At 68.9% G+C, this 16,423-nt stretch carries 12 protein-coding genes; all 12 read left to right on the top strand.

Going from position 1 to position 16,423, the window contains the following annotated elements; translation table 11 throughout:
• Position 1: 1 nt before the first annotated feature.
• The 12 genes from H6717_22885 to H6717_22830 all read left to right on the top strand — a co-directional run bounded on the left by H6717_22885 (position 2) and on the right by H6717_22830 (position 16,353).
• Positions 2–1,249, top strand: coding sequence for an ABC transporter permease (locus H6717_22885; protein MCB9579891.1), 1,248 nt, complete (start codon positions 2–4; stop codon positions 1,247–1,249).
• Positions 1,242–1,931 (top strand): ABC transporter ATP-binding protein, encoded by a 690-nt coding sequence (locus H6717_22880; protein MCB9579890.1) that lies wholly within the window; start codon positions 1,242–1,244, stop codon positions 1,929–1,931. Before H6717_22885 ends, H6717_22880 begins: the two co-directional genes overlap by 8 nt.
• Positions 1,931–3,211 (top strand): hypothetical protein, encoded by a 1,281-nt coding sequence (locus H6717_22875; GenBank protein MCB9579889.1) that lies wholly within the window; start codon positions 1,931–1,933, stop codon positions 3,209–3,211. Before H6717_22880 ends, H6717_22875 begins: the two co-directional genes overlap by 1 nt.
• A 64-nt stretch (positions 3,212–3,275) precedes the next feature.
• Complete coding sequence (locus H6717_22870; GenBank protein ID MCB9579888.1) at positions 3,276–4,223, top strand: hypothetical protein; 948 nt, start codon at positions 3,276–3,278, stop codon at positions 4,221–4,223.
• 39 nt (positions 4,224–4,262) lie between these two features.
• Positions 4,263–5,171: a LysM peptidoglycan-binding domain-containing protein gene (locus H6717_22865; protein MCB9579887.1), complete on the top strand. Its 909-nt coding sequence runs from the start codon at positions 4,263–4,265 to the stop codon at positions 5,169–5,171.
• Positions 5,168–6,337, top strand: coding sequence for a serine/threonine protein kinase (locus tag H6717_22860; protein MCB9579886.1), 1,170 nt, complete (start codon positions 5,168–5,170; stop codon positions 6,335–6,337). The genes H6717_22865 and H6717_22860 overlap by 4 nt, the downstream gene beginning before the upstream one ends.
• Before the next feature lie 111 nt (positions 6,338–6,448).
• Positions 6,449–7,993, top strand: coding sequence for a serine/threonine protein kinase (locus H6717_22855; protein ID MCB9579885.1), 1,545 nt, complete (start codon positions 6,449–6,451; stop codon positions 7,991–7,993).
• Between the two features lie 31 nt (positions 7,994–8,024).
• A complete protein-coding gene (locus tag H6717_22850; GenBank protein ID MCB9579884.1) occupies positions 8,025–8,999 on the top strand; it encodes a tetratricopeptide repeat protein in 975 nt (324 codons plus the stop codon).
• A gap of 2,358 nt (positions 9,000–11,357) precedes the next feature.
• Complete coding sequence (locus H6717_22845; protein MCB9579883.1) at positions 11,358–12,515, top strand: DUF58 domain-containing protein; 1,158 nt, start codon at positions 11,358–11,360, stop codon at positions 12,513–12,515.
• On the top strand, positions 12,512–14,503 hold the full coding sequence (locus H6717_22840) for a VWA domain-containing protein (GenBank protein ID MCB9579882.1): 1,992 nt from the start codon (positions 12,512–12,514) through the stop codon (positions 14,501–14,503). The genes H6717_22845 and H6717_22840 overlap by 4 nt, the downstream gene beginning before the upstream one ends.
• Positions 14,504–14,534: 31 nt before the next feature.
• The gene (locus H6717_22835; protein MCB9579881.1) at positions 14,535–15,074 is read left to right on the top strand and encodes a hypothetical protein; all 540 of its coding nucleotides are present in this window, start codon (positions 14,535–14,537) and stop codon (positions 15,072–15,074) included.
• A gap of 193 nt (positions 15,075–15,267) precedes the next feature.
• A complete protein-coding gene (locus H6717_22830; GenBank protein ID MCB9579880.1) occupies positions 15,268–16,353 on the top strand; it encodes a hypothetical protein in 1,086 nt (361 codons plus the stop codon).
• Positions 16,354–16,423: the final 70 nt, after the last annotated feature.

Raw genomic sequence — 16,423 nt, 5'->3', positions numbered from 1 at the left:
CATGATCCTTCGAGTGGCTCTCCGAAACTCCGTCCGCAATCGCCGGCGCACCCTGCTCACGGCGGTGGCCATCGCCGCGGGCCTCGCTCTGCTCTTGGTGTTCACGGGCATGGCGGATGGCGCCCACGAGAAGATGGCGGAGATCGGCGTGAGCATGGGGCTGGGCGACGTCGTCGTGCACGCCCGGGGCTACACCGACGACCCCACGCTGGACCGGCTGATCGCCGACCCCGCGCCCGCACAGGCCGCGATCGGTCGCGTGCCAGGCGTCGTGCACGTCGCTCCGCGCCTCCGCACCGACGCGCTGATCACGGCCGGCGCCACCAGCGTGGGCGTGTCGCTCTCCGGCGTGGATCCCGCGGTGGAGCACCTGGTCAGCAAGATCGACACGCCGGACTCGATGATCGCCGGCCAGGCGCTGGAGAGCGCCACGAAAGCGCGCCCGCGAAGCGAGCTGCCACCGGTGGTGATCGGCAAGCAACTGGCGCGCACGCTGGGGGTGGAGGTCGGCGATCGCGTCACCCTCACCCTGCGCCCCGTCGGCGGCGGCGAGACTCGAAGTGGCGCGTACGAAGTGCACGGTATCTTCGCCACCGGCGTCGCCGAGGTCGACTCCTTCTGGGCGGAAATCCCTCTAGCAGATGCTCAGCGCCTCACCGGTGCAGGCCAGGGTGTGAGCATGCTCGCGGTGATCCTGGACAACGTGGCGAACACGCCGGAAGGCACTCACGCCATCGACAAGGTGCTCAGCGGGCACGACGTTGAAGTGCTGCCCTGGACCGAAGCTGCCCCGGACTTGTACGCGGTCATCGCGGTGGACGAGGGCGGCATGTACGTGATGATGGTCATCATCTTCATCGTGGTCGCGGCGGGCATCTTGAACGCGCTGCTGATGAGCGTGATGGAGCGCACGCGGGAGTTCGGCGTGCTGCTGTCCCTCGGCACCACCCCGCGCAAGGTGATCGGCATCGTACTGACCGAGGCGCTGGTGCTCGGTCTGGTGTCGGTGGCCGTCGGGCTCGTGCTGGGCCTCTTGGGCAATCACCACTACGCCACTGCCGGCATCGACGTCGGCTCGAGCTTCGAGACCAGCGGCATCCTGTTACCCAAGCGCCTGTACTCGCATCTGTACGCGGCAAAGGCGCTGTGGAGCTCCCTCGTCGTCCTCGGGCTGGTGATGTTGGGAGCCATTTACCCCGCGCTGCGCGCTGCGCGGCTCGAGCCCGTGGAGGCATTGCGCCATGAGTGAGCCCGCCGTCGAAGCCCACGCGCTGTCCAAGACGTACCGCCAGGGTCATCACGACGTTCACGCCTTGAGCGACGTCGAGCTGCTGGTGGAACCCGGGGAGCTCACCGTATTGGCGGGGCCCTCGGGCTCCGGCAAGACCACGCTGCTCAATCTCATCGGCGCCTTGGATCGCCCGACTTCAGGCGAGATTCGAGTCGGCGGGCGAGACCTTCGAGCCCTGAACAAGACCGAGCTGGCGAGCATGCGGCGCGATCACATCGGCTTCGTGTTTCAGGCGTACAACCTTTTGCCGGTCCTCTCGGCATTGGAAAATGCCGAGCTCGTGCTCGAGCTCCAAGGTGTCCCGCGCCACGAATGCCGAGAGCGCGCCACGGAGGTCCTCCGCGCCGTCGGCCTGGGCGACATGCTCGAGCGTCGCCCAGCGGAGCTCAGCGGTGGCCAACAGCAGCGCGTGGCCGTGGCCCGCGCCATCGCCTCGGCCCGCACGCTGGTGTTGGCGGACGAGCCCACCGCCAATCTGGATAGCAAGAGCGCGGAGTCCCTGCTCGATTTGATGGTGGAGCTGAACCAGGAGCGAAATCTCACCTTCCTATTCAGTACCCACGACCCGCGCGTGATGGCCCGAGCACGACGCATCGTCCGCCTGGAAGACGGTCGCATCGTCGAAGACGAACGTCAGTGATGCTTTCGCGCGTCGCTGCCGCCCTCGCGTGTCTGACGTTTTCGTTGCCGGCGCGCGCGTTCGTGCTCTCGGAGGATCCGCTGGAAGGCAGCTCCTTCACCGTCGGCGGCGCCGTACGCTCCTACAATCTGGTGCTCCGCGGCGGCCCGCTAAATGCGCCGTTCGTGCCGGACGACGAAAACCCTGCTGCCGTTTCCATCGTTGCGCTCCGTCCCAAGCTGGAGCTCCAGCAGCCCGACTTCTCGCTGGTGATCCACGACGAGCTCACCAGCACTTCGAGCACCTTGCCCACGACGCTCCTGGGCGACACGCTGTCCATCGGCAAGGGCGCCACCACGCCGACGTGGCTCTCGCTCTCCTGGAGCGCGGTGGATCACTCGCGCTATCAGCTGGAAAACCGCGTCGATTGGCTCTACCTGCGCGGGACCTTCGGCGACGTGAGCGTCACCGTGGGCCGCCAACCCGTGACCATCGGGCGCGGCCACATCTGGACACCCGAAGATCTGCTGGCGCCGTTTTCGCCGCTGCAGCTCAACACCGAATACAAGCCCGGCGTGGATGCCGCGCGCCTGGACTGGACCATCGCCGAGGGCACCACCTTGATGCTGGTAGGCGCCCTCGGAAAGCTCGAGCCCAAGAGCGATTTCGAGGTGGGCCAAGACGGCTCCGCCGCGCTCTCACGCGTCGAGACGGCCATCCACGAGCTCCGCGTCGGCGCCCTCGGCGGCTGGGTGCGAGGAGACGCCGTGGGCGGCGTGGATCTGTTCCTCGATCTCGGCGGCGGCACCGATCTCCACGGCTCCGCCACCGTCAGCTACGTGCCCGACGCCGAGCGGCGCCGCTACGGCCGCTCCGCCTTCGAACGCGCCGTGTTCGGCACCACCAGCCAGCTCCACAAGAAGCTCTTGGTCACCGCCGAAGCCTACGTGAACGGCTCCGGCGCCGCGAAGCCCGAGCACTACCTGGAAGAGATGGCGAGCCCGCGGTTCGCCGTGGGCGAGGAGTACGACGTCGGCCAGCTGTACGCCGGTGTGGCCGCCGACTGGGAAATCCACCCGCTGCTCCACGCCCTCGGTTCGGCCATCGTGAACCTCAGGGACCCGAGCGCCATCTTCGCGCCGGAGCTCGACTTCGACGTGGTCGAGAACGCGCTTCTCGTCGCCGGTGCGTTCATCCCCGTCGGAAAGGCCCCGCGCTACGGCCCCACCAGCATCACGCCCGAGAGCGAGTTCGGACTCTATCCGCAGATGATCCACCTCGACGCCAAGCTCTACTTCTGATTGTTGGTCCGGCGCGATCCCCGTCGCGCCCCGCTGGTCTGTCACGGATCGCAGTAGCGCCGGCATGCGCGCTCTTTTACTCTGCGTCTTCGCGATCTTCGGCGTGTCCTGCAGCGGGGAGCGTCAGCACCCGGAGCCGGCGCGCTTTGCGCCGGCTCCCGCCGCAGGGGTGACCGTCTCCGCGGCCGCCGCCCCCGCGGCCGCCGCGGAGACGGTCACGACCATCGAACCGAATCCGACGGACAGCGCCGCGGAGCGTATCGCGGAGCTGCAACACGAGCTGTCGTCCGCCGTCGTCGAGCTGGCGGACAGCGTGGACACGGATTTCTTGGTACCCGCACCGGCGCGCCCCAAGCTGCAGGCTCTGGAGGGCGCGTTCCTCGCCTACCTGCGCGAGCGGCTGCCGGCCCTGCTGACCACCCCGGAGGTGAACGCGAAGACGGCGGAAGCGGAGCTGATGACGCCGCTCCGGGAGGCTGGCGTGGTGGAAGGCTTCGGCTCTCAGTCCTTCGGCGGCCTGATCGCCTTGGACGTGCGCCCGGAAGCAGAGGATCTCGTTGGCGTGGTCGTGACCCTCGGGCTCTCCTGCGGCAGCGACTCGACGCTGTACCTTTTCCAGGGCCGCGGCCGGGACCTACGCCACGTTCTCACCGCGGGGGCCGCGCACAAGGAGTCCATCGCCGACGGCCAGTTGTTCCTCGAGCACGCCGTGATTCCGACGACCTCCGGCGTGTTCTTGGCCTACGCCCACGCCACGCCCTGGTGCACCTCCGCCTGGCGCGAGCTTCGCTATGGCGTGCTGGAAGCGACGGACGACCCCGCGCATCCGAAGACGCTGTTCCAACAGAAGGACTCGGTGTGGATCGGCAACGGCTTCGTCGACCTCACCACGACCCGAGACGCCTTCGAGCTCCGCTTCGACACCTGGGACACCAGCGGAATGGACGTGGTGCGCCAGAAGGCCCTGGCCTATCGGCGCCACGGCTCGAGCTGGCAGCTGCGAAAACGCTGAGGGCCAGCTCCGGCGGCGGGATGTTAAGCTCGCCGGCCCATGCCCAAACGCATCGTCCTCGCGGCGCTTTGTCTGGCGCTCTCGCTGACGAGCCTGGACGCCGGGGCGTTCACCTACGTCGTGCAGCCGGGTGACACGCTGGCGTCGATCGCCGAGCGATTCTACGGCCGCATTCAGCACGAGAAGATCTTGGTGGCGGCCAACTCCCTCGACGCCCAGGGCGGCTCCCCCATCGTCCCGGGCATGCGCCTGGAGGTCCCGGCGCTGGCTCACCGGAAGATCCACAAGGGCGACACCTGGCCCAAGCTTGCGGAGGAGCTGCTCGGCGCGGGGGGCCGCGCCGACGTGCTGGCCATCGCCAACGGGACCAGCCCCTGGCTGCCCCCGGAAGACGGCGCAGAGATCGCCGTTCCCTTCAATCTCCAGGTCATCGCCAGCAGCGGGGATACCATCGTTACCATCGCGTACAAGTTCATGGGCGACATGAACAAGGCGTGGGTGCTCGATCACTACAACAAGCGGGGCGGCCGTGCGGTGCGGCGCGGCGAGGTGGTGTTGGTGCCACTCACGGATCTGGAGCTCACGGACGCCGGCAAGAAGGCGCTCAAGGAATCGAACGCGCTGATCTGCAGTGAGGCCTCGGGGAGCGCGCGTCAAGCCCAGCGCCGCGTCGCGTCCGAGCTCCCGGCGCTCATCGCCGACGTTCGCGGCGGACGCTACGTGGACGCGGTGACGCGTGCCAACCGCTTCTTGGCTACGGAGTCCCTCACCAAGCCGCAGCTGGCTACCGTGCACCGACAGCTGCTCGAGGCCTATGCCGCGCTCGACGCCCCGGGCTTGGCCGCCGCCTCCTGCGCCGAGTGGCGCAAGCTCGACCCTTCGGCGACGCTGGATCCGGTGCTCATGAGCCCCAAGCTCATCTCCGCCTGCAACCGGAGCGCGCCATGAGCGAGCTCGTCGCGGACGAAGCCCCGGTGGTCCGCGGCGCGTTGGACAAGGGCACCCGATTCGCGCGTTACCGCGTGCTTCGTGTGCTGGGCGATGGCGCCAGCGGCATCGTGTACGAAGCGGAGTGCGAGGCGGAGCCGGCAGAGGCCGACGACGAACGACGCAGCGTGAAGACGGGGGACCACGTCGCGCTGAAGATCATCCACCGGCACTTGGTCAAGGACCGACAGATCAGTCGCCGCTTCTTGCGCGAGGCTCGGATCCTCAGTCGGCTCCGGGGCGAGAACTTGGTGGATCTGGTGGACTTCGGCGAGGCCGACGGCCGCTTGTTCATGGCCCTGGAGCTGGTGCAGGGCACACCACTGGATCGCCTGGCGCGCGCGGGGCCCATGGATCCCGAGCGCGCCATCGGCATCGTTCGCCAAGTGTGTTGCGCGCTGGAGGTTGCTCACGGAACGGGCGTCGTGCATCGAGACCTGAAGCCTGGCAACGTGATCGTCGCCAACGGGGATGGACGCGGCGATCGCGTCCACGTGCTCGACTTCGGCATGGCCAAGATGCTCCGCGCGGACGCGAGCCAGTCCCTCACCGCCCTCACCGAGCAGAACATGGTGTTCGGCACTCCGGAGTACATGGCTCCCGAGCAAGCGCGGGGAGACGAAGTGGACGCCCGGGCGGACGTGTACGCCGCCGGTGTGATCCTCTACGAGCTGCTCACCGGAGACGTACCGTTCGGCGGAGCCACCCCCATCAGCATCATGACGGCGCACCTCATGGAGGATCCCCCGCCGCCCTCGAGCCGCACGGACCCAGGCCGCATCCCGCCGGCGCTGGAGGCCGTGGTGCTCCACGCACTGGCCAAACGCCCAGCGGATCGCTACCCGAGCGCCACGGCCCTGGCCACCGCGCTGGCCTCCGCCCTGGCCCGGCCCCGGGACGTCGCCTCTACGGCCCCGCCCCCGCCGGAGGAGCCGGAGCTCGGCATCCGGGACACGGACCACGCCATTGGCTACGCGCCGACCATGAGATTTCCCCACAAGCGCGAGATTTCTGCCCCAGTAGCGGAGGCTCCAGAGCCCGGCAGCCGGCTGTGGCTGGTCATCGCGCTCTTGGCCGCAGCGGTGGGGATCATCGCTGGAGTGGTCGCGAGCCTGGCCGGGTCCTAAAACCAGAGCTACGCCCCCACCCATAGCTGGACCACTCGATTCCGTCCCCGGCCCCGACGTGACATGCTTTGAACCCTGTTCGGGGATGGTCGAAGCCGCCAGGTAACCGCTTTGTCACAAGTCGTCCGCACGCAGACCCCTTCGCAGGGCACCCTCGAGGAGCCCCACGGGTACGTTGCGGGCGAGATCATCGCGGACAAATACCGCCTCGTCCGCCGCATCGCGGATGGCGGCATGGGGTCGGTGTGGGTGGCACGGAACCTGGCGCTCGACGTGCAGGTGGCGATCAAGTTGATCCGCAGCGACCTGCAAGGCGAGAGCGCGAACGAACGTCTGCTCACCGAGGCACGGGCCACGGCCCGGCTGAAGCATCCGGGCATCGTGCGGGTGTTCGACTTTGGCCGGACCGCCCACGGTGACCCCTTCATCGTGATGGAGCTGTTGTCCGGGGAGAGCTTGGGGGACGTCCTGGACCGCGAAGCGCGCCTGCCGGCATCGGAAGCCGTGCAGATCTTGCTCCCCGCCGCGGACGCGCTGGCGGCGGCCCACAGCAAGGGCATCGTTCACCGGGACCTCAAGCCGGACAACATCTTCCTGGCGGACTCGGACGGCCGCTTGCAGCCCAAGATCCTCGATTTTGGCATCGCCAAGTTCGGCGTGCAGGAGCAGCGGCGCGATCGCCGCCTCACGGAAGCGGGCACCGTGCTCGGGAGCCCAGACTACATGGCCCCCGAGCAAGCGCGGGGGGACGACCAGATCGACCACCGCGCGGACATCTGGGCGTTCTGCATCGTGCTGTACGAGTCCATCACGGGCCGCGTGCCCTTCGAGGACTCGAACTACCACGCGCTGCTGCGCCATATCATCGAAGACGAGATCCCGAGCATCGCTCAGTTCGCAGCAGGAGACTCGGCACTGTGGGAGGTGCTGCAAAAGGGCCTGGCCAAGGATCCCAACGAGCGGTTTCAGCGCGTGCGGGACCTGGGCGAAGCGCTCGCCGGTTGGCTCTTGTCCCACGGGATCACGGAGGACATCAGCGGGCACTCCCTTCGCACCGCGTGGCTGGATGCCAGCACGTCACGGCCGAGCCTCACGCGCGTCAGCCTGACGGACATTCGAAACCTCCGCCTTTCGACGCCGGAGTTCAATCCAAGGGTGCTCACGCCGCATCCCACGGTGCGAGTCCAGACGCCATCTCCAGGGGGGATATCCGTGTCCACCCTTCCGGCACCCGCGGTTCCGGCGACGGCGCGACCTTCGGCGGCGCGAAACCGAGGACTGCTCATCGGTGTGGGATTGGTATGCCTCGCGCTGGGCGCCACCGCGGTGTGGGCGCTGACGAAACCCGCGAAGGTCGCCCCCGCGACGAGCGCCGACGCGACGAGCGCGGCCGCCCTTGCGCCGGAAAGCGCGGCCGCGCCGAAACCTGCGGCGCCGCCGACGGCGAGCACCGCCGAGACCAAGCCGACCGTGACGCCGTCCGCGGCGGAGTCCGCGCCGGACCAACAAACCCCTGCTCCGAAGGCACACGCTGTAAAGTCCTCGCCGAAAGGCCCGATCACCAAGGAAGAGCCGAAGAAGGCTCCCGAACCCAAGGCATCTGCAGCGCCTCCCGCCCCCAAGCCCAAGAGCCCGTATGAAGATCTCGGTTTCTAGGGACCGTGTCCGTCGCTTTGCTTGTTCCACGGTGTGCTCGCTCTCGCTCTTGGCGACCAGCGCTCGGGCACAAGAGCCGGATGACGCCACCAAGAACGCCGCTCGCGAGCTCGCGACGCAGGCGGGGGATGCCTTCCGCAACGGCGACTACGACAAGGCGCAAGATCTGTATCGCCGTGCCTACGCTCTGATCCCCGCGCCCAGTCTGTCGGTACGAGAGGGCCGCGCCCTCGAGAAGCTCGGGCGGCTGGTAGAGGCGGCGGAGGCCTACGTTCGCACGGTGCGCACGCCGCTGGGAGACAAGCCCCCGCAAGCGTTCAAGGATGCCGTGAAGGAGGCCAGCGACGCGCTCGCGAAGCTTCGGCCCCGGATCCCGAAGCTGACGGTGATGGTGAAGGGAAAGGATTCGTCCCTGGAGGTCACCGTGGACGGCAAGCCCTTGCCCCGAGCCCTCGTGGGCGTGGGGGCGCCCGTCAATCCCGGTAGTCACGACGTGGCAGCCAGCACCGCGGATGGGCGCTCGGCAAAGGGCAAGGTCACCCTGGAGGAGCGCGGCAAGAAGACGTTGGAGCTCGACCTCGGACCGGCGCCGGCGGGGGCCGCGGCGCCTCCGCCGCCCGGTGTGAAACCCGTTCACGTGACGGCGGGCAAGGACGACGTGAAGGCCGACGCGGGGGCGAGCTCGAGTCAGCGAACCTGGGCCTACGTGGCGTTGGGCGCGGGCGCCGCGGGAGTGGGCGTGGGCATCGCCACCGGCCTGATGGCGACGGCGCGGCACTCGAGCGCGGAGGACGCGTGCCCAGATGGCAAGTGCCCCGCGGGCTCTTCGGCCATGGATGACGTGGACGCGTTCCGCACTCTGAGGACCGTGTCCACCATCGGCTACGTGGTGGGCGCCGTGGGCGTGGGGGCCGGCGTGACCCTGTGGCTCACCTCGCCCAAGGAAGAGGTCGCCATCGGACCCACGATTGGCCCCCTCTCTGCCGGGGTTCGAGGCCGGTTCTGATGAAGATCGCGAAGAAGCTGGCGGCGCTGGCGCTGCTCGGGCTGTGGGCCACGGGCTGTCCGCAACTGCTGGACGACAACTTCGAGTCGGTGCCGGTGGGCCCGGACGCGAGCTTGGGGGGCGCTGGAACCGGCGGCGTGGACGGCGGCGCGGACGCTGGCAGCGGTGGCACTTCGGGAGATGCCGGCGCCGCGGGCGACGGCGGCGACCCCTGCGCCAGCTGCACTGCGAGCCAGACCTGCTGCGACGGCCAGTGCGTGGACCTGAGCAGCGACTGGCAACACTGCGGCTCCTGCGACAATTCTTGTCCGGGCACTTCTTGCGCCAACAACACCTGTAGCTCCACGTGCGTGCTGCCGTTCTTGAACTGCGACCAGAACGTCATCACGAACGGCTGCGAGGTGAACGCAGCCTCCGACCCGGACAACTGCGGCTCCTGCGGCGCCAGCTGTAGCTTCGACGCCACGTGTGAGAATGGCCTGTGCACCTGCCCCGCCGGCAGCGCGGACTGCAACGGCAACAAGGACGACGGCTGCGAGGCCAACACCGCCTCGGATCCGGAGAACTGCGGCGGGTGCGGCACCGTATGTGGCGCCAACCAGGAGTGCGTGGCGGGCGCCTGCACCTGCGTCATGAGCTACGCCGACTGCAACGGCGACGCGAACGACGGCTGCGAGGTGAACCTGAACGTGACCACGGCGCACTGCGGCTCGTGCACCTCTTCGTGCTCCGACAATCGCGAGTGCAGCGGCGGGACCTGCAGCTGCGGCCCGGACTTCTTGGACTGCACTGCTGCGCCAGGCTGTGAAACGCCGAAGACGGACCCGAACAACTGCGGCTCGTGCAACACCAAGTGCTTGGGCGCGACTCCCGTGTGCAATGGCACGGCGTGCGTGGCGGCCTGCGGCAGCGGGGAAACGCTGTGCGGCAGCTCCTGCGTGGACGTGACCAAGGATCCGAACAACTGCGGTTCCTGCGGCAACGCCGTGGGCGCGCATCAGGTGTGCGTGAGCGGCAGCATCGAGTGCGCGACGGGCTGGGGAGACTGCAACGGACAAGCCTCGGATGGCTGCGAGATCGATCTCACCAGCAACAAGGACTACTGCGGTGCCTGTCTGAATTCCAAGTGCAAAGACGGCGCCATCTGCAGCAACGGCAGCTGCCAGTGCGCCGCCGGCACGCCCAAGGACTGCGGTTCGGAGTGCCGGCAGTGCTGCGGCAACGCGGATTGCTCCGACGGCGACCTGTGCACGACGGACACCTGCAACGGCTCTGGGGAGTGCCAGTTCGGGCTCGCCTGCGAGGGCGGTGGGGTTTGCTGCGCTGGCCAGGGCTGCAACGAGTGCTGCGGCGACGGCGACTGCACCGGCGGCAAGGTGTGCAGCGGCAACACCTGCGTGCTGCCGAACTGCTCCTCGCCGGAAATCCTGTGCGACGGCTCTTGTGTGAACCCGACCAACGACCCCAGCCACTGCGGTGGTTGCGGTAACGCCTGCGGCCCGGGGCGCAGCTGCTCCAGCAGCAAGTGCACGCCGCAATGGCTCTCCATGGCGCCGCCGCCCGGCGGCCTGGTGGCGCGCAGCGGGGCGGCCGTCGCGTACATACCGTCCCTGGGCAAGGTGTTCGTATGGGGTGGGCTGGACGGAAGCAACAAGACGCTCGCCACCGGCGGGCTGTACGACATGGCGCAGAACACCTGGACGCTGGCGGGCACCAGCGGCGCGCCGAGCGCTCGCACTTTGGCTACGGCCGTGTGGACCGGAACCCGAGTCGCGGTGTGGGGCGGTGGGGACGCGACGGGAACCACCGAGTACAACGACGGCGCGCTGTACGACCCGTCGAACGACACTTGGACCCCGATGACCACCGCGGGAGAACCACCGCCCGGCGCCCGAGCGGCATTTGGGTTTTGGACGGGAACGCGAGTGCTGATCTGGGGTGGGTACACCGGCGTGGGAACGAACAGCACCGTGGGCTCTGACGTCTATTTCTACGACACGCAGAATGGCACTTGGTCAAAGGGCAGCTCGTCGGGCAAGCCGTCCGCCGTTCTCCATCCAGCTGCGGCCTTTTCCGCGAACACGCTTTACGTTGCTGACGGTCAAGCAAGCAATGGCAAGGCATCGAAGGACGCCTACACGTACAACGTCACGAGCAGCGTATGGACGAAGCTTCTGAAGGGTCCTAGCGAGCGGTATGGTGCATTCGGCGCGTGGGACTCGAGCTCATTCGTGGTGTGGGGTGGTCACAACGACACCGGTCCGGTCACCTACGACGATGGCCAGCGCTACGATCCGAACGGACCTCCGGGAAACCCTTGGACCACGATGAACCAAACCGGAGCGCCCTCGGCTCGCTATGCGCTACAGCGAGAGACCGGCTGGTCCTTCCGGACGTCCAGCGACACCGTGCTGTTCATCGGCGGCGTCGACACCGCCGGCACTCTGCTCGCGAACGGCGCCCTGTACAACTCCACGACCAACGCTTGGACGCTCGTACCGGCCTGGCCCAGCGGCGAAGCCCATCGCTTTGGAGCAGGTGTGTGGGCCGGCGGCGAATTCGTCGTGTGGGGCGGGACAAGCTCGGGCGCACCGACGGTCACGGGTGAGCGATTCCGTCCGTGACGTCCGCCAGGGCCTCGATTGGGGCAGCCTGGGACCTCTGCGACTGCGCGCGCGCACCGTAGCGGACGGCGTGTACGTCGGCGGGCACCGCAGCCCGCGTCGCGGCCCCGGCGTCGAGTTCGGCGGGCACCGCAGCTACACACCGGGGGACGACCTGCGCTGGCTCGATCGCCACGCGCTGATGCGTCACGGCCGGCTCCTGATCCGCGAGTTCGAGACGGACACGGACCGCGCGCTCAGACTGGTCGTCGATGCCAGCGCTTCGATGGGCTATCGCGGGGAACGCGCGCCGGGCGCCAAGCTCGCCTTCGCCGCCCTCGTCGCTGCAGCCCTGGCGCGCGTGGCCCTGGCCGGCGGCGACCCGGTGGCGTTGGATTGGCTGGGTGGAGCGGAGCGCCGTCCGCTCCCCGCGACCGGCGGACGGGAAGCCTTCGAGCGCATCGTCAGCGCTCTGGAGACGGTGCTTCCGGGTGGGGACTTGCACACGGACCTCACCGCGGTGGAGCGTTCCTTCGCGCCGGTGGCGCGCCACGCCCGACGAGGCTCGGTGATCGTGCTGCTGTCGGATCTGCTGGATCTGCCCGAGGGCAGCCTCGATCGCTTCGCGGCCCTGTCCACCCACGGTCGTTTGCTGGTCGCGGTCCAGGTGCTCGATCCCTCGGAGAAGACCTTTCCCTTCTCCGGACCCCTGCGCCTGCGCGCCGCCGAAGGGGACCTCCTGGTGGAAACCGACGCCGACGCCGTGCGGGCGGGATATCTGGAAGCCCTCGCGCGCAGGACCAAGGAGTGGGAGCAGCGCTTGCTGTCGGTGGGCGGACGCCTGCTCGTGAGCACCAGCGCGGACGATCCGGTGCAGTTGGTGCGTGAGACCTTGGCGGCGGTGAGCTCATGAGCTTCGTGGTGTGGGCCGCCCTGGCCATCGGCGTGCTGGTGGGGGCGCCCATCGCGGCGCACTTGCTCCGCCGCTCGCGGGCCGACGAGCGGGAGTTCCCGCCGGCGGCCCTGGTGCCCGCGGCCCAGCCCGTCGCGCGGCAACGCCGGCGCTTGGAAGATCGCCTGCTGCTCGCGCTGCGGGCGGCGATGATCGTGGCGCTCGCGGTGCTCGGCGCCACGCCGCTGGTGCGCTGCTCTCGGCTGTCCCTCACCCGACAAGCGGGCGGCTCCGTGGCGCTGGCGCTGGTGCTCGACGACTCCCTCAGCATGCGGACACGGCTGCCCAGCGGAAAGACGCGCTGGGAGCGGGCTCTGGCCGGAGCGCACGATCTGTTGAACGGGACGCGCGAAGGCGACGCGGTGGCCATCGTGCTCGCGGGAGCGCCGGCACGGCTGGCGCTGGCCGCCACGACGGATCTGGAAGAAGCCGAGCGCGCCCTGGACGACCTCGCCGTCAGCGATCGCCCGACGGACCTGGGCGCCGCCGTGCAGCTCGCCCGCTCCGCGCTGGAGCAGCTGCCGCACGCAGATCATCGCGTGGTGGTGCTGAGCGACTTCGCGGACGACGAGATCCCCGACGGCAAGCCGCCCATCTGGGCGCCGCTGCCGGAGCTGCGCGGACCTTCGCACGACTGCGGCATCGTGGAGGCGGACCGCCGCGGCCGGCGGGTCACGCTGCGCATCGCCTGCTCCAGCGCTCACGCCGCCAAGGGGCGCAGCGTCACCGTGCTCGCCACCAAAGCCGCCAGTGTCGATGGCGGCAAAGCGCCCAAGGCCGGCGAAGAGCTGGGCAGCTCCAAGATCGAGGCCAAGGCCGGCGTGCAGCTGGTGGGCGTGGAGCTCGGCAGCGCCGGCGTGGCGCTCGACGCGCGCCTCGACGGCAAGGACGCCATCGCCGAAGACGACAGCGCGCCGGTTTCCGCCGAGGGCGCCGCTCTCGGCATCGGCGTGGTGGCCGATCCTTCCACCGCCACGGTGCTCACCGGCGGCGCGACGGTGCTCGAGCAAGCGCTGTCGGCCCTCGGCGGTGACGAGAGCGTGCGTCCGCTCACGGTGCTGCCGGACGAGCGCGCTCAGCTCGATCCGCTGGCAGCCGTGTTCATCGACGACCCGGGCGGCATCCCCGCAGAGGCCCGCGCCACCCTCGGCGATTGGGTGAGCCGCGGCGGCGTCGCCGTCGCCCTGCTCGGCCCTCGCGCCGAGAGCGCGCAGCTCGGCTCCACCTTGGAACCCTTCGTGCGGGGCGCCGTGCACTGGGAGAAGACCAAGGCCAAGGGCGTGGAGTCCGCGAGCGTGGCGTGGTTGGGCGCCCCCGGTGAGAGCTTGTCGGATCTCGCTCCCGAGGGCCGGGCGCTGCTCGAAGGCATCGAGCCGACGGGGAGCAAGGTCGTCGCGCGTTGGGACGACCAGAAGCCGTTCATCTTGGAGACGGCGTCGGGGCGTGGGCTCATCTTGACGGTGGGTCTGCCCGTCAGCGTGGATCAGAGCGACTTCGCGCTGCGCCCCGGCTTCTTGGCGTTGCTCGAGCACGCGGTGGAAGAAGCCACCCGCCGCGCCGGACCGCGCCACAGCGTGGCGGGCGCAACGTGGCTGTTTCCCGCCAAGAGCACGATCCAGATCCGTGGCCCGCGAGGACCGGTCGAAGTGCGCGAGCACGGCGCGGACTCGAACGCGACGGTAGCGCTGGCCGGTCGCTACGAGGTCAGCGTGGATGGCGATGTGCAGGAGCGCGTGGTGAACGTGTCGGAGCAAGAAATCACCGCTCGCAGCCATGACCCCGCGGAGCTCGCCCCCACCGTGGCCAGCGGCACCGCCAGCACGCAGGTGGACGCCTCGCGCCAGCTCGCCCTGGTGCTGCTGGGCTTGTTCGTGGGCGAGATCGCCCTCCGAGCCCGAGGCCGCCGCCGCCCCGCTCGAGAACGGCGCAAGGCCGCCGTCAGCGGGTGACCCGGGCCGGGGATGATGATAACCCGGCCCCATGTCTCGCTTCCTCGCCCTGTCCGCGCTGCTGCTCGCCACCGCCTGCCACTCCGCAGGGCTCTATGGCCACGCGCGAACCTACGAGCCGTTGAGCGACGAGGCCACGGCCACCGCGAGTGCCAAGGAGTACGACCCGGTCATGGCTCAGCGCCAGCCGGACAAGTGGAAGAACAAGCCGGTGAAGCTGTTCGGCGTGGTCGTGACGCGCCAGGAAGGCCCCGGCGGCGCTGCCGATCTCAAGCTCAGCGTGCGCACCCTGGAGCCCCGCAACCTGTGTGAAAGCTCGGACGAGGACTCTTGCCGCGTCACCGTGAGCGATCACGAGCACGCCATCGTGCACGCGCTGGTGAAGCTGAACGGAGAGGACGACATCGGCAAGCTCAGCGTCGGCGCCGGCTCTCTCTTGCGCGTCGTCGGTACCATCCGTGACGACGTGGATCCCAACGACGGCTCTCCCATGGTGCGGGTCAGCTACTACCGCCACTGGCCGCGCGGCTACTACGTGACCACCAAGGATCGCGCCACCATGCGCCGCTGATCGATTTTGTCGGTACGCCGCGGAACCTCACGCTCCGGACGCCAGTTACGACCAATTCTGTCGCAAGTACGGACACGCGCCGCGTCAAGGTAAAAGCGCACAAGTGACGCGCGTCATGGCCCCCGGCACGATCGTCGTTGAACGCCGCCCCGCGCGTCGGTGATAATGCCTCCACAACGCGGGCGGGAAGATCATGCAACAGCGCAGATTCGGGCTGGGCCTGGCAATGGGCCTCGCTCTCTCGGGGTGTGGAAGTGACGACTCCAGTGGAGCCAACGGCCCGGCAGGACCGCCCGGCCAGATGGTGGAAGTGGACGCCGGCGGCCTGGGCACCGGCGGCTTCGGTGCCACCGGCGGCTTCGGTGCCACCGGCGGCTTCGGTGCCACCGGCGGCTTCGGTGCTACAGGAGGCGGCGGTAGCGGGGGAACGGGTGGTGGCTCGGGAGGGCTCGCGTCCAACCTTCCCAACGCCAACGTCTCGCAGAGCACGGTCGGCGATGGCGCTGGCGTGGTGCTGATAAGCTCCAAGCTCACCTACGAGCCATCGGGATCGCAGTACTACCAGACCTGGACCGGCCTCGTGCAGAACAACGGCGCGAGCATCGTCTGCTTCGTAGAGCTGAACGTCAGCTTCAAGAACGGCGGGGTCGAGGAGGCTTCGTTCCTCGCCTTCGCCGACGCACCTCCGTACCAGACTTCCAGCAGCTCGCTATCGGCGCCCTGCCTGGGTCCGGGGCAGATCGGAGGCTTCTTCTCGAACGGCTTCGCGAACACCGCGATGCCCAACATCACCCAGGTGGACGTGACCATCGGTGGCCAGATCTATCCCGGTTCGGTTCCGCACCCCAGCGCACCGATCATCTCGACCGTCTCATCGTTCGAGAAGTACGGCGCCGGAACCGGGTACTGGGCCGCGCATGGCACGGTGCTCGCCGCCGCGGACGTCCACAACGTGGGCATGGACGTGTATCCCGTCGACGCCCAGGGACTGGTTCCCGATCGGCTGGGCGACTTCCATCTGGAAGCGTTCTACAAGAACACGAGCTGGAGCTTCGAGACGAACACGTACGAAGACACGCAAGCGCCCGGCCAGCTCCACGAATTCCTCAGCTTCATCGACGGCGCGTTCATGATGCTGCCACCGCAGGCACCACAGACGTACTCCTTCGAGGAGCTCCGTCAGATGGCGACAGCGGCAAGGACGCCCAAGGCGCTCGCCCAGGTACGGGCGCTGTGGCGCGCGCGCCGGGACCAGCTCGCCGCGCGCCGGACGCGCTGAGGCGCGGCGCGCTGGCACCGCGGTAGACCAACAAAATCAGGGAAAATCCGAGACTTTTTGCGGGCGCGGA

This window comes from Polyangiaceae bacterium (genome assembly GCA_020633235.1).
Classification (GTDB): Bacteria; Myxococcota_A; Polyangia; order Polyangiales; family Polyangiaceae; genus JACKEA01.
Note: the sequence above shows the minus strand (reverse complement) of the source record. Positions and strands in the feature narration are given on the sequence as shown.